A 22,994-nucleotide genomic window follows, 5' to 3' on the forward strand; every position below is an offset into this window, starting at 1 on the left:
ACCTATCCCGGCAGGGCTGCCGTCGTTTCGAGCGGTCAAGACGTGACGACGGAAGATTCCCAGCTCAATGGGGGCGAGGATCGTCCGCTCGGTCTGGAGCGTGGGTGTCTCGTGAACATTACTTTCAGGCCGGGACGAAACCTCTCTGTGCCAACCCCGGCCAACCGTTAACACAAGGCATACGCCATCGACCCACGACGCTCCACCCAATGCCGTAGCAGCGTATTAAACCGACACGCTGATAGACGGCACTCTTTTCTTGGTCCGTCATGGCGCTTTGCATTGCTGAAAACAGTATTAAGTGGCACGCAAATTGGTCGATAAGAGGACGTAGAGGCCAAGACCCTGCCCGGCTGTCATCGCCTTACCCAACACCATGCCATGTACCTGTCGAGCAAGTCAGCACGGCCGTCGGTCCGATTGAGGAGGTCACAGAGCGGAATGCAGAACTGGTAGAAGAGCGTTAGGCCGCCGCTCATACAATGGCCGAGCAGGCCGATGCACTGTGTCGCGCGGGCAATCTTCAAGCTCGGGAACAGCACGGTGCGGTGGCCGCTTGAGAGCCACGCAACTGCTATTCGCAAAATCTAGCAACAGAATCGCGTGCCAGCGGATTCGTTCGTTCTGCGCTCAGTTGTCGAATACGGTTTCGCTCCTCTTGTTTCGCCAATTTTTTGTCACCACCCCGATCTCATGCTCAGCCCCCTCATTCTGGTAGGTATTGTGATCATGTCTTGCCTGATGAGCGTGGCCATCCTTGGTTCGCTGCTTCGGACTGGGGTGATGGGTATAGGTCGCTGGTGCTTAGCTCACGCACTGTTGGCCACTGCTTTGGTGTGGATGTTGGTCGCCGGTACTCAGCCAGGACAGTTCACGACCATTGGGGCTGCGTTGATTGCGGTGACGGCCATGCTGTTGCTCGTGCAGGGAATGCGGCAGTTCTTCGGCATGAGTTACGTACGGCACGACGAAACTGCGGCATTCGCCATCGCCTTCGCAGCGTTGGTGTACTTTACTTACGCGTCGCCGAACTTGGGTGCGAAGATCGCGCTCGTCTCCATTTTGCTCGCTTATTCACGAATCGCTGTGGGTACGTTGGCGCTGCGTCACGCGCCGCGTGACGGTGCGCGCTACCCATATCGATTCGTTGCGGCGGCCGCCTATCTGGGCGCGTTATTCCATATCGCGCGGGCCGTCGCCGGAGGCTTCGGTTTGCCGCAAATGGCTCTTCTGGATCCCTCGCCCTGGAACGTTCTGTTTCTCGGACTCGCAATTGTCACATTGCCGTGCATGTCAACCGGGATGGTGATGCTTGCACATGATCAGCTCGCGCGAAGAATGGAACAGCTCGCGAGTATCGACGAACTGACCGGTGCACTCATGCGACGTGCCTTCATCGAAAAGGCGAACACCGTGCTTCGCGAAACGGTTGCAAAGGGCAAGCCGGTATCGATCGCCATTCTGGACATCGACGAATTCAAAGCCGTCAACGACGCTTTTGGCCATGCGGTCGGAGATCGGACCCTTAGACACGTCGCAACTGTTGTGACCGCACGACTGCGGTCGAGCGACCTTTTCGGGCGTCTAGGCGGGGAGGAATTCGCGATTATTTGCGTGGAAGCACAAAAGGCAGACGCAGCGGTGTTGATAGACGAACTGCGGCTTGCCGTCGAAGGATCGCCAATAGAAGGCGTCCGCTGCACCTTCAGCGCAGGGGTCGAATGCGTCATGCCCGGAGATACGCTGGAGGTTGCCTTGGCGCGGGCGGACGCGGCACTGTATCTGGCAAAAGCCACAGGGCGCAATCGAGTCGTCACGGCGCCAGAAGTCGAAGAGCGCGACGTTGAAACGCATTGAACCGCAGCCACTTTGAAATCCAATCTACTGAATCCACGATGGCCGGACTGTGGTTTTACGATGACCATCGCATAACTTCCCGACTCGAAACCAGTTCAGCTAGGTGGCTTTCAACGGAGAGTACGCTTCTCCCCTCTAATGGGTGGTTAAGTTTCTTTTCAATCCACTGATAATGAAAAAATGCAGAATATCCAACGGTCCCTACTGTTGCGTGCTCTGCGTTTTCTGACGCTCTTCCGGAGGGATAAAGGCGTCCGCGCCCGAGTCGTGTGCAGGGGCGCTTTTTTTTCTATCAGAAGCAAACGTTTGACCCATATGACACGCTCAACGTCCTACCCTCATCAGGAGGCGTCGTTGATCGATGCTAGCTAGAAAAGCCCCAAAGGCTGCGCCGCCCATCCCAGCTGCAAGTTACGCCCACTGCCCGCCACCCAATGTGAACAACGACGCAAAGCCGCTATCTGTCCTGCGACCGAGCTGTCACGGCCGCTGTAAATGACCGCTTGGGTGAAAGATGCTTCCAGGGACCACCGCACAGATATCGAAGCCCATCTCGTTGTCGTCGGACTCTTCTGCGCCTTCGAGCGCCCAGTGCGCCCAATCCTTCAATCGCCCGCACGTACTTGCACGAGCGTCGATCGACTGGTGAAAGTAGGCCTGCAACATCAACTCCGTCAGGTGAAAGGAAAACGAGTTGACCTGCTTCGCGCCTTGCGGGCCCTCTACTATCCACCACGCGTGTGCACCTATTCCGTCTAGCTCATCGCCTTCGAGGCGCAGGACGGCGCGACGGGGCAGCGTCTCAGTTAGCGCATCTTGGAGTTCACGCAGACAAGTCTTCTCGGCTTCGCTGATCCACTCGCGCATAAGGCCTCCGCATTTGCGCGTGCCCACATTGACGGGCCGCCATTCGAAGGTAGCTGCTGCGTAACCCCGTGCGTTGACGGCGCACAACGAACCTGCGTGTAGAGAGTCAAGCAGCGGAAAGGACAGAACCCAGCCGCTGTCGGACAGAACTTCCGCTCACCTCAGTGGCGGCAATGACGCGCCACGATAGAGCGAAAAATCGTGTTCCCGGTCTTCGCGGCCCACTTGAATGGCGTCTCGTTCATCGAGAAAGAAGGCGTTTGGCGCGGTGAGCACCAGGTCGTAACCTGTGTCTGCGCACAGCTCTACGCGCTGAAATTCCAACTGAACGCATAGCCATTCGCTCACGCGCCGACAGATCTCCTCCCGTCTTGGGTGGTTCGATCGACAGTACGCTTTGGCCTCTGCCAGGCTGAAATGAACAGCTAACGTGCATTCCTGGCGATTGCCGCGGACGGTCGACATTGACCACTTCGCCGCCACGTCATAGCCACCGCAGTAAGCACGGGCCGAACTGACGAGCGCTCCTCTGGGTAATGCACGGCACACCGAGGACTCCAGTTCCCAAAGAGCGGCGGCGACCACCTCGTCTGGTTGATGCTCAAGCATGATGCTCCCCCGTTTTTGGCCTATTGGATGGCTCTTTCTAATAGAACCCCACGGTACGTCGATGCTGGCCTTCGCTGGCTGATACAGATCAAATTCTGGATGGGTCGCTCAGCAGCTGAGAAGTCGCGCTCACCGGTTTTCGGAGGTCCAGGGCCGCTGACTGTCATTTTTCCCACCCTTGAAGAAATGGCCACCCGCCTCCTCAGCCGCGACGCCCGTCCGCTCCACAACCGCTCTGCAATCGCCCGCCAGCACGCCTGGCATGCCGGCTGCTTCCTCCACGGGAGCGCAACGGAGCCCATGCGTGCATCAGGAATTACGCGCAGCAAAACAAGCAGCCGCAGGTTGGTTATTCTTTCTGGTATCGACGACCGGCAGCGGGCTTTCGCTTGCACAGCCGGCTGAGCCGCACCCGCCATCGCCAGACGCCGCTCCGGCGGTTCAACCCAAGACGGCAAACCACTCCTTGCCGCGGTATCCGGACACCATGCCGGCCTCTGCACCGAAGTCGCCCGCCACGCAGCCCGCGGACACTTCCGCGGGAACGCGTCAGCCTGGTGGTGATTCGGCCGGCCCAGGTGCCGCCGCCGCAGGGCCCGGGGGCCCGGCCGACATGCGTGCCGAGCCCGTAAGCAAGCAGCCATTGCGCTGACGCTGTCGCGGGCGGCTGTTGCGGGTGTCGGATGAAGGGGCATCTAATGAGAGCAATCGATGACCAGCGCAGCGGACCTGATCGTAACCACGCCCAGCGGCCTGTATTGTCCGGCAGGCGACTTCTACGTTGACCCATGGCGGCCGGTAGATCGCGCCGTCATCACACATGCCCACAGTGACCACGCCCGTATAGGGCACCAGCATTACCTGGCCGCAGCCCCGGGAGCAGGCGTGCTGCGCGCACGCCTGGGAGCCGACATCCCCCTGCAAACCCTGCCGTACGGCGAGTCCATCGTCCATCACGGGGTGCGGCTGAGCTTTCATCCGGCGGGGCACGTACTGGGCTCTGCGCAGGTGCGGCTGGAATACGGCGGCGACGTGTGGGTCGTGTCCGGCGACTACAAGGTGGAGGCTGACAGCACCTGCACGCCGTTCGAACCGGTGCGGTGCAATACCTTCATTACCGAATCCACCTTCGGCCTGCCGATTTACCACTGGCGGCCGCAGGCCGAGATCTTCGCCCAGCTCAATGCATGGTGGCGCGGCAATGCCGAGGCGGGGCGCGCAAGCATCGTGTTCTGCTACGCGTTCGGCAAGGCGCAGCGCATTCTTTCTGGGCTCGATACCGACATTGGGCCCATCGTTTCGCACGGCGCCATGCTGCAACTGGATGCCGCCTATCGGCACGCAGGCGTGGCGCTGCCGCCCACGCAACTCGCGACCGACGTGCCACGCGCGGACTTGCGGCGTGCCCTCGTGCTGGCACCGCCCTCCGCACAACGCACGGCGTGGATGCGGCGGTTTGGCGACTACGCCGATGCGTTTGCCAGCGGCTGGATGCAGCTGCGCGGCGCACGTCGGCGGCGCGGCGTCGATCGCGGCATCGTGCTGTCCGATCATGCCGACTGGCCCGGCTTGCTGCAGGCCATCGACGCCACGGGCGCCACGCGTGTCTATGTCACGCACGGCCAGGTTGCGCCCATGGTGCGGTGGCTGTCCGAACGCGGCCTGGATGCGCGCGCCTTCGCCACCGAGTATGGCGACGAGGCCGAAGAAAGCGAAGCCGCCGGAGCAGGTGATACGCCCACCGCAGGCGAGCCAGAGGACACGCCCGCGTCATGAAAGCCTTTGCCGATCTGTACGCGCAGCTCGACGCCACCACATCGAGCAACGGCAAGCTGGCCGCACTGGTGGCCTATCTGCGCACCGCGCCCGATGCCGACGCCGCCTGGGCGGTCTACTTCCTGGCTGGCGGCAAACCTCGCCAGCTGGTGCCCGTGCGCGTGCTCGCCAGCTTTGCGCAGACCACGTCCGGCTTGCCCGAATGGCTGTTTGACGAGTGCTACCAGGCCGTGGGCGACCTGGCCGAGACGATCGCGCTGGTCCTGCCGGATGCGGATCGCGCAGACAACGCCAGCCTGGCCGAGTGGATGGAGGCACGTCTGCTGCCGTTGCGCGGGCAGCCCCCCGAGCTGGTACTGCCGCGCTTGGCTGAACTGTGCCGGGGTCTACCGCTGCATGCCCGGCTCGTGTTGATGAAGCTGATCACGGGGGCGTTTCGCGTGGGGGTGTCGAAACTGCTGGTCACGCGCGCGCTGGCTGAGGTGGGCGGCACCGACCCCAAGCACGTCGCGCAACGGCTGATGGGCTATACCGACATCGGACAGGCGCCCACCGCCGAGCGTTATCGGGCGCTGCTGGCCGATGCCAGCGTCGACGGCCACGCGCTCGATACCGGGCACCCGTATCCATTCTTTCTCGCGCACCCGCTGCAGGCGGAACTGGACGCCTTCGACACCCTGCTCGGCGCGCCCACTGAATGGCAAATCGAATGGAAGTGGGATGGCATCCGCGCGCAACTCGTGCGGCGCGCCGACAGCGCATGGCTGTGGTCGCGCGGCGAGGAACTCATCACCGAACGCTTTCCCGAACTGTCCGCAATGGCGGAGGCGCTCCCGCCGGGCACCGTGCTCGATGGCGAGATCGTGGTCTGGCAAGACGGTCGCGTGCAGCCGTTTGCCCTGCTTCAGCAACGCATCGGCCGCAAGACCCTGAACGCGCGCGTGCTGCGCGAGGCGCCGGCCGTGCTGCTGGCGTATGACCTGCTGGAATGGCAGGGGCAGGATCTGCGCGAGCGCGCGCAGAGCGAGCGCCGCGCGCAGCTAGAACGTGTGATTGCCGAATACGTCCATCCGGCGCTGGAGCTGTCACCGCTGCTGCAAGGCGACGACTGGCTGCATCTTGCGCGGCAGCGTGAGGCATCCCGCGAGCTTGGCGTGGAAGGGCTGATGCTCAAGCGGCGCGACGCCCGCTACGGCGTGGGCCGCACCAAGGACGTGGGGGTGTGGTGGAAGTGGAAGGTCGATCCGTTCTCGGTGGATGCGGTCCTCATCTACGCGCAGCGTGGCCACGGCCGGCGCGCGAGCCTGTACACCGATTACACCTTCGCCGTATGGGATGCACCGCCCGAGGTGCCCGAGCGCAAGCTCGTGCCGTTTGCCAAGGCGTACTCCGGCCTGAGCGACGCAGAGATCCGCCAGGTCGACGCGCTCATCCGCAAGACGACGGTGGAGAGCTTCGGCCCCGTGCGCAGCGTAGCGCCGACGCTGGTGTTCGAACTGGGCTTCGAGGGCATTGCGCGCAGCCCTCGGCACAAGAGCGGCATCGCAGTGCGGTTTCCGCGCATGCTACGCTGGCGGCACGACAAGCCCGCTGCTGAAGCCGATACCCTGCAGACGCTGGAGAGCCTGCTGCCGCCGTCATGAACGAACCTGCACTGCCCGATCTTGATACGTGGTTTGATGCGCGTGGCTGGACGCCCATGCCGTTCCAGCGCACTGTGTGGTCGGCCATGGCGCGCGGCGAATCGGGCCTGCTGCATGCCACCACGGGCGCGGGGAAAACCTATGCGGTCTGGCTGGGAGCGCTGCAGCGGTTGGCGCAAGTACGCAGCCGCAGCGGCGCACCACCGTTATCGGTGCTATGGCTCACACCCATGCGCGCACTGGCGGCCGACACAACACGCGCATTGACCGAGGCCGCACTGGATTTGGCACCGCACTGGACGCTCGGCTTGCGAACCGGCGACACCGGCAGCGCCGAGCGCGCCGCGCAATCACGCCGCCTGCCGACCGCCCTTGTGACCACACCCGAAAGCCTGTCGTTGCTGCTTGCACGCGCCGATGCGCGCGAGGCCCTGAGCTCGGTGCGTGTGGTGGTCGTGGATGAATGGCACGAACTCGTTGGCAACAAGCGGGGCGTGCAAGTCCAGTTGGCGCTCGCCCGGCTGCGCACGTGGTCGCCGGAACTGATCGTGTGGGGACTTTCCGCGACGCTGGGCAATCTGTCGGAAGCCATGGACGCGCTCGGCGATGCAGCAACCACCACCCCCGGCACACTGGTGCAAGGCCACCTGCCCAAGCGCATGGAAATCGATACGCTGCTGCCCGATGGCGTGGGCCGTTTTCCGTGGGCCGGGCATCTGGGCATGGCGATGCTGCCGCATGTGTTGGAAGAGCTGGAAAGCGCCAGCACCGCGCTGGTGTTTCTCAATACGCGCTCGCAGGCGGAACTGTGGTATCAGGCAGTCATCAATGCGCGGCCGGAATGGGCCGGGCTGATTGCGTTGCATCACGGCTCGCTGGACCGCGCAACGCGCGACTGGGTCGAGACCGGGCTCAAGCAAGGCAAGCTCAAGGCGGTGTTCTGCACGTCAAGCCTGGATTTGGGCGTGGATTTTCTGCCGGTGGAACGCGTGCTGCAGATCGGCTCGCCCAAGGGTGTGGCGCGGCTGTTGCAGCGTGCGGGGCGATCTGGCCACGCACCTGGCCGGCCCTCTCGCGTGACGGTGGTGCCCACGCATAGCCTTGAACTCGTGGAAGGCGCTGCGGCCCGCGCTGCGGCCATGTCAGGACAGGTGGAGGCCCGCACCTCGCCACACAAGCCGCTGGATGTATTGGTTCAGCATCTGGTGACGGTCGCCCTGGGCGGCGGCTTTGTGCCTGACGCGCTGCTGCAGGAAGTGCGCCGCGCCTGGGCCTACCGGGATCTGCACGACGACGAGTGGCAATGGGCGCTCGATTTCGTGCGACAGGGCGGCCACTCGCTCACGGCGTATCCCGACTACCGCCGCGTCATGCCCGATGAACACGGCATCTGGCGCGTGCCCGATGCGCGGCTCGCGCGGCGACACCGCATGAGCATCGGCACCATCGTCAGCGATGCAACGATGACCGTGCGCTGGTGGCACGCGTCCGGTGGCGGCGCACTGGGGTCGATTGAAGAAGGCTTCATTGCGCGGCTGCGCCCCGGCGACAACTTCCTGTTTGCCGGCCGCCTGCTGGAACTGGTGCGCGTGCAGGACATGACCGCCTATGTGCGGCGCGCCACCGGCAAACGCGCTGCGGTGCCGCGCTGGAACGGCGGCCGTATGCCGCTATCCAACGAGCTTTCGCACGCGGTGGTGGCGCAACTCGATGCGGCGGCACATGCCCGCTTCGACAGCCCCGAAATGCAAGCCGCGCGCCCGCTGCTGGAGTTGCAGGCGCGCTGGTCTGCGCTGCCCACCACGGCAACGCTGGTGGCCGAGACGCTGCACTCGCGCGAGGGCTGGCATCTATTTCTGTACCCGTTTGCCGGGCGGCATGCGCACCTCGGGCTTGCGAGCCTCCTCGGCTGGCGTGCGGCCAATCGCACGCCGGCGACCTTCTCACTGGCGTTCAACGACTACGGCCTCGAACTGCTATCGGCCACACCCATCGACTGGCCGGCGCTGCTCGCCAGCGGCGAACTCTTTGCCACGCACACCCTCATGCCGGACGTGCTGGCCAGCCTGAACGCCGGAGAACTGGCGCAACGCCGCTTTCGCGAGATTGCACGCGTCTCGGGGCTGGTGTTTCAGGGCTACCCCGGCGCACACAAGAGCGCGCGCCAGTTGCAGGCGTCTTCTGGCTTGTTCTATGAAGTCTTCCGGCGCCACGACCCCGGCAACCTGCTGCTCTCGCAGGCAGAAACCGAAGTGCTGCGCCAGGAACTGGATCTCGACCGTATCGAAGCCGCCCTCGTCCGCATGCGCGGTTTGCAGCTGCAGCTCTGCGCACTGAAACGTCCGTCGCCGTTCAGTTTTCCGTTGATGGTGGAGCGGTTTCGCGAGCAGCTCTCGACGGAGAAACTCGCCGATCGGATCGCACGCATGCTGGCCGAAGCCGAGCGCGCCGCCGGCCCCGAACCCACCGATCCGGATGCTGCGGCCAGGCCGGAGATCGAGACCGACGTACATGCCGCGCTGCGCCTGACCGAATCGCCCTACACCGCGGGCAAGTCCAGCCGCCGCACGCGCCGGCCGCGTAAGACATCGAAACCACTACCATTGCTATGACGGTCGCCAAAGACTACGCCATCCAATGCGCGGGCGAGACCGTATGGCTGCTGCCCGAGCGCGCGCTATGGTGGCCTGCGCAACGCATGCTGATGGTGGCGGATGCGCATTTCGGCAAGGCGGCCACGTTCCGGGCGCGTGGCGTGCCGGTGCCGGCTGGGAGCACGAGCCAGGCGGTCGCGCGCTTGGATGCCATGCTCGCCCGGCTGCCGGTGGCGCATATCGCGTGGCTGGGCGATCTCCTGCACGCACGTGAGGCGCACGCAGCACTCGATGCGCTCGCCGTCTGGCGCGCACGCCACGCCGAGGTCGCTTGCACGTTGGTCCGCGGCAACCACGACCGCCATGCCGGAGACCCACCTGCGGACCTGCGCTTTAACGTGGTGGAAGAGCCGTGGGCGATCGGGCCCTTCGCGCTGTGCCATGAACCGCAGCGGGTGCCCGATCGCTACGTCATCGCCGGACATGTGCACCCGGGCGTCGTCATCAGCGGACCGGCTCGGGACCGCCTCCGGCTGCCGTGTTTCAGGTTTGGAGCGACCGGCGCCCTGCTGCCCGCATTTGGCGAGTTCACCGGCTTGTGGACGGCACCGGCTGCACCCGGAGAAGCGCTCTTTGCTGTCGCCGACGACTGCGTCTGGCCACTGCCCAGCTAAGGCGCAACTTCTCATTGTTCGTGCAGGGAATCGACTCTCGCGTGAATCGGCGCGTGTTGTTGTGCGCCTGCCCCGAACACACCAGCGGGCACGCCGCGGTCGAGCGAGTACATGGCAATCATGGCAAGGGTAGCGCCGCGATCGCAAACGGTACTCGCATATCCATGAGCGTCTCCATGTTTGTTCGGGCTTGAAACGCGCGGTGTCTGACGCAGACGCAATGTCCAGGCCCGAGTGACGCTGCACCCGGGCCTGGATGCGGTTATCACGCCTTCGCTTCACCAAGCTCCGCACCGGTGGTCGGATCGACAGCCGGGTCCGAAGCCAGACGCGTCTTCATGGCCTCCAGCGCAGCCAGTTCGGCATCGGTCAGGTTGACCGACGCGTTGCCGTCTCCGCCGTCCGCAGGCATCGGGGGGTCTGCGACCAGCTCAAGACCCGTACCGCTATTCCACGGTGCCTGCACGATGGGACCACCACGCGACATCTTGAAATACGCATCGCTGAACTCCGGCACCGGCGGCAGCTTGCCCGGGGGGAAGTTGCCGTTGATGGCGTAGAGCGCCTTCTCGAACGACTTCTGGTGCGCCACCTCGCGCGTCATGAGAAAGCCCAGCGCATCGCGCACACCGGGGTCGGCGCTCACGTTGATCAACCGTTCATAGATGATCTTGGCGCGGGCTTCGGCCGCAATGTTCGAGCGCAGATCCGCCGTCGGCTCACCGATCGAGTCAATGTAGGCGGCCGTCCACGGAGCGCCTGCTGAGTTGGTCAACGATGGCCCCCCACCATAAAGCACCTGCGTCACATGGCTATCGTTACCGGCGCCATTGAGCTTGCGATACAACTCCGCCTGCTCGTCCACCGCTTCCGCCAGTTCCCCCTTGGCACCGCGATTCAACATGGCGACGATGGTGCCGATGATCTCAAGGTGGCTCAGCTCCTCCGTCGCGATGTCGTACAGCATGTCCTTGCGGCCTGCATCCTCTTCTGCAACGGCTTGCGTGAAGTAGCGCATCGCTGCCGCAAGCTCGCCTTGGGGGCCACCGAACTGCTCCAGCAGCAGATTGGCCAATCCAGGATCGGTTTCGCTGACGCGAACGGTGTACTGCAATCGCTTGTTGTGCATGAACATGGGGGTTCTCCAGGAATGGATGGATGCCTTCATGGCGCAACCCTTTCCGCAACACCCGTTCCATCGCGTACCGCACGCCTCGCGTGGCGCTGTCGGGTACGCGCGTTGCGAAGGGCCTTGCGCCGCCTGCCTATCTCCCGGAGCACCCATGGACGACACCCTCGCGCTTGAACGCGACAGTTCTTCTGCATCGAGAAGCGTTGTCGCCCACGCGCGCGAAGCGCTGGAAGGCCGGCGACGCGGCTGGCGCACGTTCACGCCGTTCGTTGGCCCGGCCGTGGTGGTATCGGTGGCGTATACCGATCCGGGCAACATCGCCACGGGCATCGAGGCCGGTGCCCGCTACGGATATCAGTTGCTCTGGGTCGTGCTGGCATCGAGCCTGGTGGCGATGCTGTTCCAGATGCTCTCTGCACGCGTGGGCATTGTGACGGGCCAAAACCTGGCGCAACTCTGCCGCACGCACCTGCCTGCGCCTGCCGGTCTTGGCATGTGGTTCATCAGCGAGCTTGCCGCCATGGCGACCGACCTTGCCGAGTTCGTAGGGGCCGCTCTGGGCATCGCGCTCCTGACCGGGATGCCTCTGCTGCAAGCCATGGTCGTCGCCGGTGTGCTGACTTATCTTTTGCTGATGCTGCAGGCGCGGGGCTTCCGCTCTGTTGAACTGATGATTGGCACGCTGGTGGCCGTCATCGGTATCTCTTACATCATCCAAGTGTGGATCTTGCCTGTTTCGTGGGCGGCGGCGCTGCGGCAAACCTTCATCCCCACGGCATTGCCGCCCGACGCGTTCATGTTGGCGGCCGGCATTGTCGGAGCCACGGTCATGCCACACGCGCTCTTCCTCCATTCGGGACTGGTCAATACGCGTGTGCGTCCACAGAGTGCATCGGAGACATCACAACTGCTGCGCTATTCCAACCGCGAGGTGGTGGCAGCGCTGGCCGCCGCCGGCTGCATCAACCTCGCCATGGTGGTGGTATCAGCAGGCGGGTTTCACGGCGCACATGCGGAGGTGGCCGGCATTGAGGATGCCTATGTCACCCTGGCGCCGTTGTTCGGGGCATCGGCTGGGCTGGTGTTTCTGGTCGGGTTGATCGCATCGGGGCTCTCAAGCTCCGTGGTCGGCACGATGGCGGGCCAGATGGTGTTGCAAGGCTTCCTGCGTGTACGCCTGCCCGTATGGATGCGCCGACTGATCACCATGGTGCCGGCGTTCATCGTCATCGGCGCGGGCATGGATGTCACGCGGGCACTGGTGCTCAGTCAGGTGATTCTGAGCATGGTGGTGCCGTTTCCCATGGCGGCGCTGATCTGGCTGGCACGCCGGCCGGACCTGATGGGGCAGCATGCCGCCGGGCGCGGCCTGGTTCTACTTGCGACGGCTGGGGCCGCCCTGGTGGCTGGGTTGAACGGCGCGCTGCTCGTCCATCTCGTCGCATAGCGATGCGGGATGACGCTGCCGCCCTGGCCCCGTCAGGCGTGCGCCGCGCATACCCACGCTGCCGCAATGAAGTCGGCCAGCGAAACATGGTCCAGCACGACGTCCGCCGGTTTGTCGAAATCCTTGTCCAAGGTCACGGCGGTCATCTTTGCATAGGCGCGCCCATCGCCACGTACATCGCGCCTCCTTGCCGCTGTCTTGGCTGCGCACTTCGGCAGCCGAGCGCCATCCTTCATCATCGCCTCACGATGGCTCCGAAGGCTCGATAGCAGCGTTTGTGCCCGTGGAAAGCTGCAGCGCAGCGGATCAGCCAGCCCAGGCGCGGCAGTACTCGAGATACTGGCGCTCGTGCCGTCCAAGCAGATCGACAATCGAGGACCAGAGCCAGAACGGCGCGTCGATGGAGCGCCCGTGACGCGCACGCAGTTCACGGTGCCACGACATCGCCACATCCCGGGCCATCTGGCTGCCATGGGCGAGGCCGACGACGTTGCCGAGGTAAGCGGCCAGGACGGTGGCGTCCTTGTGCTCCAGCTTGTCGACCGACAGCTTCAGGTCTTGCGGCTGCAGCTCGCGCATGAAAAAACTACCGCCAAGCATGCGCCCCCATGCCATTCGATCGCCCAGGTCAGGAGAAAGACGCCGCGCGCCGGTGACTACACGTTCCCCGTTGATCCGGGGCATCTCGCCTGCAGCGGTGCTGGGCGCCGCGGCCTTGCCCGCCTCCTTGATGTCGATCAGCCGGTACCGCGGCCCGCGGTCCTGATCGACAGCCAGCAAGACGGCATAACGCCGCTGCCCGAGCGAGCTGCATCCTTTGACCCAGTACGCCGCATCCACGATGCTGACGGAGGCTTCGCCCGGCATTTCGTAAAGACGCGCCACCAGTGCAAGCACCTCGTGCTGGCTCACAAGATGTTTCAGTTCGCGCCGCTCTTCTCGTGAGAGCGGCCAGAAATGGCGCCCTAGCGGAATGGTTGGAGACGTGTCGCTCAGCCGCTCCTTGGCCAGTTCTTTCCAGGTACGTGCAGTTGCCGCTTTCATGGCTGTGCGAACGGAAGCAGGGCGCGGCGGCAAGCGCAACGCTGCATCGGGGTCGATACCGTGCAGGTACCCCGCCATCAGCGCCTCCACCATGCGTGCGGTCACGACGCCAGGGAGGTCCGAACCGCGTGCGGCGGTCGCCAACGAGACGCCAAGCCGGATCAAGTCGTGCGCTGGATTGCCCAGCACCGTCTGGTCCAGATCCCGGATCTGTATGCGCGCGGCGCCGGAAGTATGGCCGATCGGGCCGAGGTTGCCGACATGGCAATCGCCGCAGATCCAGATGGTCGGCCCTTCGGGAAACGTGTGCGGCTGCACCTCGCTCAGCCACTCGTAGAACTTCACGGTGCTGCCGCGAACGTACGCATGGGTGGAACGCGTCATCTTCGATTGGCGCAGCCGGGCAAGTATGGGTGCACGGTTTTTGGGGCTCACCGCGCTGTGCGACGATTTTCGTTGGGACATGTGTGTGCTGAACCTGGGATGCTTGAACAAAGTGATGGACGGCGAACCGTATGCAATAAGTGTTCCCCACCCCCTAAAACAGCTTAGATAACGCCTCCACGGCGCTCAACCTTTGCTATGCTTGCTCGAAGCGCGCTGCACAGGCGTCGCTTCCATTGAATGGTCAACTTTACCCAACCATCTATTTTCACTATGGCCACCAAAACCAAGACCGCTGCCAAGACCGCTGCAAAGAAGGCCTCGCCGGCAAAGAAGGCCGCGCCAGCAAAGAAGCCTGCTGCAACGACGCCGACCCTCAAGCCCTTGAAGGACACGTTCACCAAGGCGAGCCTGGTGAGCCATCTGGCGGAACAAGCTGCCGTCGACGCCAAGGCGGTGAAGGCGGTGCTGCTCCATCTGGAGAACACCATCGTGGCTTCGCTGCACAAGAAGGGCGCCGGCGAATTCACCCTGCCGGGCCTGTTCAAGGTGACCTCGGTCAAGGTGCCGGCAACCAAGCGCCGCTTCGGCAAAAACCCGTTTACCGGCCTGGAGCAGTGGTTTGAAGCCAAACCGGCTACCGTGCGCGTCAAGGTCCGCGCCTTGAAAAAGGTCAAGGACGCAGCGATCAACAGCTGATCGTCAGCGCAAAGAAAAAGGGAGCCTCGGCTCCCTTTTTTGCGTGCTTGCCGGTCGGAATACGCAGCAGGCGCAGACCAATCTGCCTGGCCGGAAGCCGCTGTGCTGTGATGCCTAGCGCGCCTTGCGCGCCGCCTTTCCGCCGCTGCGGGCAGCTTCCTGGCCACCGACGTTGCTGTCCCCGCTCATGCGCTCCAGCCACGAAAGCGCGTCCACATACGACAGGAACTGCCGCAGGTAATCGGGCGACACCTCGCGCATCAACAGCAGCGACCGATGCACGAGACTGCTCGAGTTCAGCGGCCCGGCATTGACCGGCACCTTGTTCAAGGCGTCACGCAGCTGCTTCTCGGCGCTGACGCGAGACCAGGTATCCCGCACGTCTTCGAGAATCCTGAGTTCCGGCAATGCGTGCAGAGGACGCCCCGAGCCGCCGTCTGCTGCGCTCAAGACATCCGTGCGCTCACGGCTGGCAATGTCACGCAGCAGTTCGGACAACGCGCTGCCGGCGGACACCCGTGGGCCGGTCGCATCGGACAAGGTTGTCGCGCGATCGACGTCTTTTGCATAGGCCGCCACCAGCTCACCCAACCGCGCATCGAGAAGGCGCCGTGCCTCGCCGGTTTGTCCGGCCGCACGCCGATGCAATGCCTCGATGAAGCAGAAGCGCAGGCGGTCCAGCCGGTCCGCGCCGCTTGCGCGCCAGCTGTCGAGCGCGGCCTGCGTCGACACATCAATGCGGCTCACGGCGCCCACCGTTGGAAGCGGCCTGCCTTGGAACCGGCGCAATCTCCACGCGCCGGTTCTTCGCACGGCCAACGTCGTCGGCGTTGGAACTCACGGGCTGCTGCGAGCCAAACGCTGCTGCAAACACGCTGGACGCGGGAATGCCCTCATCAATCAACGCACGCGTCACGGTCAAGGCGCGCTTGGCGGACAGCTCCCAGTTATCGGCAAACAGTCGGTTGCCGGCACGCACCTGCTGATCGTCGGAAAACCCGCTCACCATCAGGATCTCTTCACGCGAAGTGAGATACGCGGCCAGCGGCCCCGCCAGGCTCTTCATCAGCGCGCGGCCCTCGGGCTGCAATTGATCAGAGTTGATCGCGAAGAGCACGTTGCCGTTGATGCCGATGCGCCCGTTGACGAGCGTCACGCGCCCGGCCGCCAGCGGGCCGGCCAGCGCCTGCTCCAGTGTCTTGCGGCGCTGTGCCTCGGCCTCGCGCTGCTTGACCTCGTTTTCCAGCTTGGAGGACAGCTCCAGCTGCACGCCGATCACGCCGACCAGAATCAGCACAAACGCGCCCAGCAGCACCGACATCAGGTCGCCGAACGCGGCCCAGACCGGCGCCGTGGCCTCGATGCCACCGTCGATCTCGTCGTTCATGCCGCTTCGGTCCCGGCCAGCGCGCGCTGGTCGCCCAGCCGTTGCAGGTCTTCGAGGATCTGCTTTTGGGACAGCATGCTCAGGTCGATCACCTCACGCGCCTGCGCCACGTAGTAGGCGAGCTGTTCGTCGCTGCGGGTGAGCGACTTCTCGAGCGCGGCTTCGATACGCTGCAGCTGGGCCGCAAGCTTGTCGTTCGACTCGCCAAACAGCTGCACGGCCACGCCAAACGCCTCGCCCAGGCTCGCCACCTCGACCGCGCTGCCGGTCACCTGCGCAGCCACCGCGCCAAGCTTGCCGGTCTCAGCTTCCACGCGATCGGTGAACCGCTTACCCACTCGCTCCAGCAAATCCGCCGACGTTGCCACCAGGGCGTCCACCGCCGTGCGTTGCTCGGTCGATGCATGGTTGACGGCGTCGAGCAATGTTTCCAGCGTGCCCAGCAGGCGCGCACGCTCGTCCAGCATCGCGGTATCGCGCACCATGCTGTCGGACAGCTTCTGGCGCAGCTCGGCCACCACTTCGGCCGCGGCCCTGGGCGCTTCCGAAGCGGCTTGGACCAGGCGCGAAATCTCGCCGATCGTGTCGTTGGCGTGTGCCTGCGTTTGCGCGGAAATGTCGCGTGCGGTCTGGGCCAGTGCGTCGCAAATCTGTTGCTGACGGCTTGCCGTATCGGCGCCAGCCTTTTCCCACGCCTCGCTCAGCTTGGCGCCCATGGCGCCAAGGGCATCGGTCCAGGCCGCCAGACGTTGCGCGTCTCTCGCTTCCAGCGCAGCTTGCAGCGCGGCTCGCGACTGACGCGATGCGTCCTGCTGCGCGGCGATATCGCGCGCTGTCTGCGCCAACGCATCGCAGATATCTTGCTGACGATTCGCCGTATCGGCGCCGGTTTTCTCCCACGCCTGGCCGAGCTTCTCGCCCGTTGCGCTGAGCGCCTCGGTCCAGGCCGCGAGACGTTGCGCGTCTCGTGCTTCCAGTGCGGCTTGCAGCGCCGTATGCGACTGGCGCGACGCGTCTTGCAACGATACGGCGTGCTGCTCAAACGTGGCAGCGGCCGCCTCCAGCGCGCGCTGGTTCTGCGCGGCCAGTTCGGCGTGGGTGTGTTCCTGGCGGGCCAACGCATCGCGCCAGGCAGCGGACAGGCCGCCAGCGGTGGCATCCAGACGCTTGGCAACGCCATCGAGCAACCGCGCCGAGCGTTGCTCGAATGCCTCGGCAAATCGGTCCAGCGACGTGCCAACCTGGCCAAGCAGGGCTTCGCTGGAGCGTTGATGCGCCGACAGGGCGTGGTTCCAGATGCCGGAAACCGCCTCGGCCGTCGCTTCAAAGCGCGTCGACAGGCCGTCCAGCTGACGCTGCACCGCGTGCGCGACCGTCTCCTGCAGCGCGGCCGATTCCCGGGCAAGGCCCGCCATCGTCGTTTCCACCACCGGCTGCAGCGCGGCGGTGGCAACGCGTGCGCTCTCCGCTGCGCTGTCCTTCAAGGACTGACCGACCGACGACGCAAGCTGGCTGTAAGCGGTCTGCGCCTTGTCGAGAAATGCCTGCTGGGCGGCGATCTGTCGCTCGCTGCTGGCCGCGCCCTGCTGCTCCAGCGACGTCATCATCGCCTGCAGCCGATCAACCAGCGCGGGCATCACATCGGATTGCCGCTGCAGAAGCTTGAACGTTTCTTCACGCTGATGTGCGTGCGAGTAGATGCGCAGCGTGGTCGCGATCTTTGCGTCGAGCGCCTGCACGGCCTGCAGCCGCTCGCGCCGACACAGCGCCGAGAGCAACCCCAGCATGGCCGACGTTGCCACACCGGCAATCGAGGTGCCGAACGAGAATCCCAACCCCTTGATCGGGGCGGCCAGCGATGCGCGGATCGCCTGCAAATCCGTCGCGCTTTCCAGCGCTGCGCCCGTGCCCTTGAGCGTCACCACCATGCCGAGCAGCGTACCGAGCATGCCAAGCAGCACCAGCAGGCCCACCAGATACGGCGTCAATGCGGGCGCGGGCAGCGCAACGCGCTCGCCTTCCACACGCAGGCGCACGGCATGGCGCAAGCTCGGGTGCAGTTGCTCCAGCCATGCCGCCAGAGTGGGCGGCGTCTCGGACAACCCTGCCACGGCCTGGGCGACCGTGCCCGTGGCTTGCCGATAACGGCGCAGCTCCAGCGCGCCCGCCATATAAGCGGCACCGATCACAAGCGTGACGGCCAGTGCCAGCAGGTTCCCGCCGACGACGTAACCGCCGGCAATCCACCCCAAGGCCGCCAGCCCGACAAAGAAAACGATGAGATTCAGGTGAAGTCTGGACATGAAAGGTGTCTGTCCCGCTTAGCGGGAGCGAAGGGCTGCGAGCAACCCGTCGATCGGTTGAAAACGAACATCAAGCTCGGCCTGGAGCACGCTCTGCATATCCTTGCGGAACGCATCCAGCCAGGCGCGGGATGTGGATGGGGTGGCCTGGCCCTCTGCGGGCAACTGGGCCTGCCGCTGCTGCTCGGCCGCGCGCAGGCGCTCGAAGTACGGCCCCAGCATCGCTGGAATGGCCCCCAGCAACGAACGCTCGCGGCCTGCGAGCGCCTGCTCCATGCTGGCGTCCAGCACCGCAAGGCGCGCGAGGTCGGGCGTCCTGGCAGCCAGCAGGCGCCGCAGGCGGCCACGCAGGTCGCTGATCTCCAGTTCCATGGTCTGCTGCATCAGCACGTAGCGCTGCCGGAAATCGGCGTAGTCGACCACCACCGGCACCGACGGGTTCTGGATCGGCGCGCGTGGCCCAGGCCTGGCATCAGGCGCACAGCTGGACGCGATGGACTTCGTCAACGCCGCGCGGACGCGGCCACCGATGGTTTCGGCGTCCGGGCCGACGGGCCGCGTGCTGGAGGCACTGGCGGGCGGTGCCGCGCTCAATGCCGACAAGAGCGTGATGGCATCCGTCCAGCTGAGCCATTGGCTCAACCGACCAGAAAGGGGCTGCGCAGATGCGGAAACGTCGACGTCCGTCAGGCGAGCAAGAATGCGGATCAGCGCGGGGCCGCTGAGCGCCCTGCGTTGCTGGGCGTGCGCCATGCTACGAGTGCCGAAAAAAGGCTGGAGTTTACACTGCCCGCCGGGTCGGACCGACGTCTTCGAGTGGCAGCAGAATCACTTCGCCAGGAGAATCGCTGCAGTCGATCGGCTCGCGGGCGAGACGGGGCGACGTCCTTTACCGCATAGCGCAGCATCGGCCCTCCATGACACGGCGCCCCAGCGAAACCGCGGCAGTGCAGCGGCGCCCGGGTCGCCCGCCTACATTTGTGCGATCAGGCCGACAGCGGTATCGTGTCGCCCACTACCGCACCCTCCCGCTTTCCCGCCCCTTTTCCCCCGTGACCGAACACCCCACCCTCACCTGGACCGACGACCGCCCTGAAGCCAGCAGCGACGCCGTCCATACCGCCGTCTGGCGCTCCGAAGCCGGCAACCCGCCGCCCAAGCGCGTGGTCATCGCGGATGATCGCACCACCGCTGATGCGGCCTATCGCCTCGCCTGCGAAGGCACGGCATTGCTCTGGCAAGGCGACTTCCAGAACGCGCGCCAACTGCTGCAAGCCATGTCCCGCCGCACGGATCGCAAACCCGGCAAGGCGCGCAAGGAACCCGCCTCGCCCATCGATGCGTTCAACCTGCACCGGCAGGCGCAATCGCAGCGCGCCCGCACGCTCGGCATGCTGCTGATTCCACTGGATGCGGATTACACGATCCCGCTGCGCCGAGCCCCCGACATGCGCGACGCCTGCACGGAGGCTTACGGCACGAGCCACGCCGCGTCCGTCGTCTCGCTGCGTGAACTGCTTGGTTTGATCGGCGCGCATGAGTGGCGCAAGAAGGGTGTGGAGATTCCCGCGCTCGGTGGTGAGCGCATTCACCCGCACTACGGCGTGTTCTCGCCCGTGCGCGGCGAATACATCGATCTGGTGGCGAAGGCGCCGCTGCCCTCGAAAACGCTGGCGTTCGATATCGGCACGGGCACCGGCGTGCTGGCAGCGGTGCTCGCCAAACGCGGCGTCAAGCGCGTCATCGGCACGGATCAGGACTCGCGTGCCCTGGCCTGCGCCCGCGAGAATGTGGAGCGCCTCGGTCTGCAAGCGCAGGTCGACATCGTGGAAGCGGATCTGTTTCCAGAAGGCCGTGCGCCACTGATCGTATGCAACCCGCCGTGGCTGCCGGCACGGCCCAGCTCGCCCATCGAGCGCGCCGTCTACGACCCGGACAGTCGCATGCTGCGCGGCTTCCTGGACGGCCTCGCCGCCCATCTGGAGCCGAATGGCGAGGGCTGGTTGATCCTGTCGGACTTTGCCGAGCATCTTGGGCTGCGCACGCGCGATGCCCTGCTGGCGATGATCGATGCGGCCGGCCTGCAGGTGGTGGGCCGGGAAGACATCAAGCCGAAGCACCCGAAGGCGTCCGATGAAAACGACCCGCTCTATCGGGCCCGGGTTGCCGAGGTGACGTCGCTGTGGCGCCTGAAGGCCCGCCAGTAAGCCAGTGAATCAGCGCGCCATCGTCGCCAGATAGTCGAGCGCGCCCTGCCCCGCAGCGGCGCCGCTCGCAAAACACGCCGTCAGCAGATAGCCGCCTGTCGGCGCTTCCCAATCGAGCATCTCGCCCGCGCAGAACACGCCCGGCAGACACTTGATCATCAGCTTTGCATCCAGCGCTTCAAATGCAACGCCGCCTGCAGTGCTGATCGCCTCGTCGATGGGCCTTGTACGTGTGAGCCGCAACGGCAATGCCTTGATAGCCTTCGCCAGCTGGGTCAGATCGGCAAACGCGTCCTTGCTCAGGCACTCGCGCAGCAAGCCGAGCTTCACGCCCGTGATATTCAGCTTGCTTTGCAGATGGCTCGACATCGAACGCGCACCGCGCGGGCGCATCAGTTCATCCGTCACACGTTGGGCACTCCAGCCTGGCGCAAGGTCAAGCCAGATCGTCGCGCTGCCCTCTGCGGCAAGCGCGTCGCGAATGGGCGCCGACAACGCATAGACGAGACTGCCTTCAATGCCCGTCTGCGTGACGACGAACTCGCCCTGGCGGAATTGCAGCGCACCGTCATGGCTCGAGCGCAAACCGATGGCGACGGACTTGACGGGCTGCCCCGCAAAACGCTCCTGGAAATACGCGCTCCAATCGGCGTCGAACCCGCAGTTGGCGGGCTGCAATGGCTGCACCCGCACGCCGCGCGCTTCCAGCAACGGCACCCAGGCGCCGTCGGAGCCCAGGCGGGGCCAGCTGCCGCCGCCCATGGCCAGTACCACGGCATCGGCTTGCACCAGCCGTTCAACGCCGGCGGTTTCAAAGCGCAGCACCTGCGCGTGGTCCGACGGTTCTGCCCAGCCCACCCAGCGATGCCGCATGTGCAGCTGCACGCCCGCCTCGCGCAGCCGGTGCAGCCATGCGCGCAGCAAGGGCGCGGCTTTCATCTCAGTCGGAAAGACACGCCCCGAACTGCCGACAAATGTGTCGATGCCCAGCCCATGAATCCAAGCGCGCAGGGCGTCAGGGCTGAAGCGGCCGATGAGCGGCGCCAGTGCCTCACGCCGCGTGCGATAACGCCCGAGAAACGCGTCGAGCGGCTCCGAATGCGTGATGTTCATCCCGCCAATACCCGCCAGCAGGAATTTGCGCCCGGCCGACGGCATGGCGTCGAACACCTCCACACGCACGCCGTTGCGCGACAGGACTTCAGCGGCCATGAGCCCGGCGGGGCCGGCGCCGATGACGGCAACGAGAGGGGCGTTGGATGTTTCGGACATGCGGGGAGGAACGGATCGAATCGCGCGGGGCGGACAAGCGGGGCGCTATTGTCACATCCCGCCCGAACGCGGGCAAACCAGGCGGCGCATGACGCCCCTTGGGGTGCGCTGGCCGTCGCCCACCCTGCTTTTCGGTAAACTGGCGCCCTCTTTCCGTTTTTCTCCGCGCCGGCGCACCGGTCCCATTCCGTGCGACATGTCGCCCAGGCTGTCCTGACGATGTCCAACAAGACCCACGAAATCCGCCCCAACCAGTCGATCGAACTGCTCAAGGAACTGCACATCCTGACGCGCGACGGCAAGATGAACCAGGACAGCCGCCGCAAGCTCAAGCAGGTCTATCACCTGTTCCAGTTCATCGAGCCGTTGATGGCCGACGTGCAGCAAGCCAAGGGGCACGTCACGCTGGTCGACCACGGCGCGGGCAAGTCTTACCTCGGCTTCATCCTGTACGACCTGTTCTGCAAAGAGCAACCGGGCGACGGCACCTCACATATCTACGGCATTGAGACTCGCGAAGAGCTGGTCGCCAAGTCGACCGAGCTTGCCGCGCGGCTCGGCTTCAAGGGGATGTCGTTCCTGAACCTGTCGGTGGCGGAATCGATCACGTCTGACAAGCTGCCCGGCACGATCGACATCGTGACCGCACTGCATGCGTGCAACACCGCCACGGACGACGCGATTCGCTTCGCGCTCGAAAAGCATGCCCAATACATCGTGCTCGTGCCGTGCTGCCAGGCGGAAGTGGCCGGCGTTCTGCGCAAGAACAAGGGCAAGTCGCTCGGCAATGCGCTTACGGAAATCTGGCGCCACCCGCTGCACACGCGCGAATTCGGCAGCCAGGTCACCAACGTGCTGCGCTGCCTGCAGCTCGAAGCGCACGGCTATCAGGTCAGCGTGACGGAACTCGTGGGGTGGGAACACTCGATGAAAAACGAACTGATCATCGCGCACTACAAAGATCTGCCGCGTCGCCGCCCGACCGAGCGGCTGAACGAGGTGATCAGCACGCTGGGCCTGGAAGAGCTGCACGAGCGGTTCTTTGCACCGGCCGGCTCCTGAAGAGAGAAGAAGCAGTAGCGCACCCGACGCACAGATC

The 22,994-nt window shown here is 64.8% G+C and carries 18 protein-coding genes; 9 read left to right on the forward strand and 9 right to left on the reverse strand.

The features are described 5' to 3' along the window. Positions 1 to 603 precede the first annotated feature (603 nt). Positions 604 to 1,857 (forward strand): GGDEF domain-containing protein, encoded by a 1,254-nt coding sequence (locus AAHM38_RS18835; RefSeq protein WP_310735642.1) that lies wholly within the window; start codon positions 604 to 606, stop codon positions 1,855 to 1,857. 480 nt (positions 1,858 to 2,337) lie between these two features. Here AAHM38_RS18835 and AAHM38_RS18840 read toward each other — a convergent pair whose 3' ends face one another. After that, positions 2,338 to 2,724, reverse strand: coding sequence for a hypothetical protein (locus AAHM38_RS18840; protein ID WP_009239886.1), 387 nt, complete (start codon positions 2,722 to 2,724; stop codon positions 2,338 to 2,340). A 156-nt stretch (positions 2,725 to 2,880) separates the two neighbouring features. Next, complete coding sequence (locus tag AAHM38_RS18845; RefSeq protein WP_009239887.1) at positions 2,881 to 3,333, reverse strand: hypothetical protein; 453 nt, start codon at positions 3,331 to 3,333, stop codon at positions 2,881 to 2,883. A 711-nt stretch (positions 3,334 to 4,044) separates the two neighbouring features. Between AAHM38_RS18845 and AAHM38_RS18850 the strand changes: the two genes are divergently transcribed. From AAHM38_RS18850 to pdeM, 4 genes are read left to right on the forward strand one after another with little or no spacing between them, the layout of a single operon-like run. After that, entirely contained in the window at positions 4,045 to 5,109 is a 1,065-nt protein-coding gene (locus AAHM38_RS18850; RefSeq protein WP_103518828.1) for a ligase-associated DNA damage response exonuclease, read from the forward strand. Then, positions 5,106 to 6,752: an ATP-dependent DNA ligase gene (locus AAHM38_RS18855; protein WP_103518827.1), complete on the forward strand. Its 1,647-nt coding sequence runs from the start codon at positions 5,106 to 5,108 to the stop codon at positions 6,750 to 6,752. Before AAHM38_RS18850 ends, AAHM38_RS18855 begins: the two co-directional genes overlap by 4 nt. Then, positions 6,749 to 9,364, forward strand: a complete 2,616-nt coding sequence (locus AAHM38_RS18860; RefSeq protein ID WP_116576962.1) for a ligase-associated DNA damage response DEXH box helicase — start codon at positions 6,749 to 6,751, stop codon at positions 9,362 to 9,364. The genes AAHM38_RS18855 and AAHM38_RS18860 overlap by 4 nt, the downstream gene beginning before the upstream one ends. Beyond that, entirely contained in the window at positions 9,361 to 10,020 is a 660-nt protein-coding gene (gene pdeM / locus AAHM38_RS18865; RefSeq protein WP_116576961.1) for a ligase-associated DNA damage response endonuclease PdeM, read from the forward strand. Before AAHM38_RS18860 ends, pdeM begins: the two co-directional genes overlap by 4 nt. A 265-nt stretch (positions 10,021 to 10,285) precedes the next feature. On the opposite strand, the gene AAHM38_RS18870 is transcribed toward pdeM, so the two are convergent. After that, positions 10,286 to 11,155 carry a manganese catalase family protein gene (locus AAHM38_RS18870; RefSeq protein ID WP_116576960.1) on the reverse strand — a complete coding sequence of 290 codons (870 nt, stop codon included), beginning with the start codon at positions 11,153 to 11,155 and terminating at the stop codon, positions 10,286 to 10,288. Between the two features lie 148 nt (positions 11,156 to 11,303). Here AAHM38_RS18870 and AAHM38_RS18875 point away from each other — a divergent pair, with 148 nt between their 5' ends. Next, positions 11,304 to 12,599 (forward strand): Nramp family divalent metal transporter, encoded by a 1,296-nt coding sequence (locus AAHM38_RS18875; RefSeq protein WP_116576959.1) that lies wholly within the window; start codon positions 11,304 to 11,306, stop codon positions 12,597 to 12,599. A 306-nt stretch (positions 12,600 to 12,905) separates the two neighbouring features. Here the strand turns inward: AAHM38_RS18875 and AAHM38_RS18880 are convergent, their stop codons facing one another. Beyond that, on the reverse strand, positions 12,906 to 14,108 hold the full coding sequence (locus AAHM38_RS18880; protein ID WP_116576958.1) for a DUF2252 family protein: 1,203 nt from the start codon (positions 14,106 to 14,108) through the stop codon (positions 12,906 to 12,908). Positions 14,109 to 14,300: 192 nt separating this feature from the next. Here AAHM38_RS18880 and AAHM38_RS18885 point away from each other — a divergent pair, with 192 nt between their 5' ends. Continuing rightward, positions 14,301 to 14,726 carry an HU family DNA-binding protein gene (locus AAHM38_RS18885; RefSeq protein WP_065855658.1) on the forward strand — a complete coding sequence of 142 codons (426 nt, stop codon included), beginning with the start codon at positions 14,301 to 14,303 and terminating at the stop codon, positions 14,724 to 14,726. A gap of 114 nt (positions 14,727 to 14,840) precedes the next feature. Here AAHM38_RS18885 and AAHM38_RS18890 read toward each other — a convergent pair whose 3' ends face one another. The 4 genes from AAHM38_RS18890 to AAHM38_RS18905 are packed head-to-tail and all read right to left on the reverse strand — an operon-like array spanning position 14,841 to position 19,169. Then, the gene (locus AAHM38_RS18890; protein WP_405127773.1) at positions 14,841 to 15,482 is read right to left on the reverse strand and encodes a DUF2894 domain-containing protein; all 642 of its coding nucleotides are present in this window, start codon (positions 15,480 to 15,482) and stop codon (positions 14,841 to 14,843) included. Then, positions 15,460 to 16,113 (reverse strand): OmpA family protein, encoded by a 654-nt coding sequence (locus tag AAHM38_RS18895; RefSeq protein ID WP_009239900.1) that lies wholly within the window; start codon positions 16,111 to 16,113, stop codon positions 15,460 to 15,462. Before AAHM38_RS18895 ends, AAHM38_RS18890 begins: the two co-directional genes overlap by 23 nt. Next, positions 16,110 to 18,416, reverse strand: coding sequence for a DUF802 domain-containing protein (locus AAHM38_RS18900; RefSeq protein WP_103518822.1), 2,307 nt, complete (start codon positions 18,414 to 18,416; stop codon positions 16,110 to 16,112). Before AAHM38_RS18900 ends, AAHM38_RS18895 begins: the two co-directional genes overlap by 4 nt. Positions 18,417 to 18,434: 18 nt before the next feature. Then, the gene (locus tag AAHM38_RS18905) at positions 18,435 to 19,169 is read right to left on the reverse strand and encodes a DUF3348 domain-containing protein (protein WP_103518821.1); all 735 of its coding nucleotides are present in this window, start codon (positions 19,167 to 19,169) and stop codon (positions 18,435 to 18,437) included. Positions 19,170 to 19,468: 299 nt separating this feature from the next. On the opposite strand from AAHM38_RS18905, the gene AAHM38_RS18910 reads away from it, so the two are divergent. Beyond that, complete coding sequence (locus tag AAHM38_RS18910) at positions 19,469 to 20,623, forward strand: methyltransferase (protein ID WP_103518820.1); 1,155 nt, start codon at positions 19,469 to 19,471, stop codon at positions 20,621 to 20,623. Positions 20,624 to 20,632: 9 nt separating this feature from the next. Here the strand turns inward: AAHM38_RS18910 and AAHM38_RS18915 are convergent, their stop codons facing one another. Then, complete coding sequence (locus AAHM38_RS18915) at positions 20,633 to 21,895, reverse strand: TIGR03862 family flavoprotein (RefSeq protein ID WP_103518819.1); 1,263 nt, start codon at positions 21,893 to 21,895, stop codon at positions 20,633 to 20,635. A 219-nt stretch (positions 21,896 to 22,114) separates the two neighbouring features. Between AAHM38_RS18915 and AAHM38_RS18920 the strand changes: the two genes are divergently transcribed. Further along, positions 22,115 to 22,957, forward strand: coding sequence for a class I SAM-dependent methyltransferase (locus AAHM38_RS18920; RefSeq protein WP_116576957.1), 843 nt, complete (start codon positions 22,115 to 22,117; stop codon positions 22,955 to 22,957). Positions 22,958 to 22,994: the final 37 nt, after the last annotated feature.

This window comes from Ralstonia sp. OTU4908 (assembly GCF_038440115.1).
Classification (GTDB): Bacteria; Pseudomonadota; Gammaproteobacteria; order Burkholderiales; family Burkholderiaceae; genus Ralstonia; species Ralstonia pickettii.

Coding starts and splice junctions, on each gene's coding strand:
- AAHM38_RS18905 (WP_103518821.1), bottom strand. CDS start 19,169: ATGGCGCACGCCCAGCAACGCAGGGCGCTCAGCGGCCCCGCGCTGATC.
- AAHM38_RS18850 (WP_103518828.1), top strand. CDS start 4,045: ATGACCAGCGCAGCGGACCTGATCGTAACCACGCCCAGCGGCCTGTAT.
- AAHM38_RS18875 (WP_116576959.1), top strand. CDS start 11,304: ATGGACGACACCCTCGCGCTTGAACGCGACAGTTCTTCTGCATCGAGA.
- AAHM38_RS18920 (WP_116576957.1), top strand. CDS start 22,115: ATGTCCAACAAGACCCACGAAATCCGCCCCAACCAGTCGATCGAACTG.
- AAHM38_RS18860 (WP_116576962.1), top strand. CDS start 6,749: ATGAACGAACCTGCACTGCCCGATCTTGATACGTGGTTTGATGCGCGT.
- AAHM38_RS18880 (WP_116576958.1), bottom strand. CDS start 14,108: ATGTCCCAACGAAAATCGTCGCACAGCGCGGTGAGCCCCAAAAACCGT.
- AAHM38_RS18895 (WP_009239900.1), bottom strand. CDS start 16,113: ATGAACGACGAGATCGACGGTGGCATCGAGGCCACGGCGCCGGTCTGG.
- AAHM38_RS18870 (WP_116576960.1), bottom strand. CDS start 11,155: ATGTTCATGCACAACAAGCGATTGCAGTACACCGTTCGCGTCAGCGAA.
- pdeM (WP_116576961.1), top strand. CDS start 9,361: ATGACGGTCGCCAAAGACTACGCCATCCAATGCGCGGGCGAGACCGTA.
- AAHM38_RS18885 (WP_065855658.1), top strand. CDS start 14,301: ATGGCCACCAAAACCAAGACCGCTGCCAAGACCGCTGCAAAGAAGGCC.
- AAHM38_RS18855 (WP_103518827.1), top strand. CDS start 5,106: ATGAAAGCCTTTGCCGATCTGTACGCGCAGCTCGACGCCACCACATCG.
- AAHM38_RS18840 (WP_009239886.1), bottom strand. CDS start 2,724: ATGCGCGAGTGGATCAGCGAAGCCGAGAAGACTTGTCTGCGTGAACTC.
- AAHM38_RS18845 (WP_009239887.1), bottom strand. CDS start 3,333: ATGCTTGAGCATCAACCAGACGAGGTGGTCGCCGCCGCTCTTTGGGAA.
- AAHM38_RS18915 (WP_103518819.1), bottom strand. CDS start 21,895: ATGTCCGAAACATCCAACGCCCCTCTCGTTGCCGTCATCGGCGCCGGC.
- AAHM38_RS18900 (WP_103518822.1), bottom strand. CDS start 18,416: ATGTCCAGACTTCACCTGAATCTCATCGTTTTCTTTGTCGGGCTGGCG.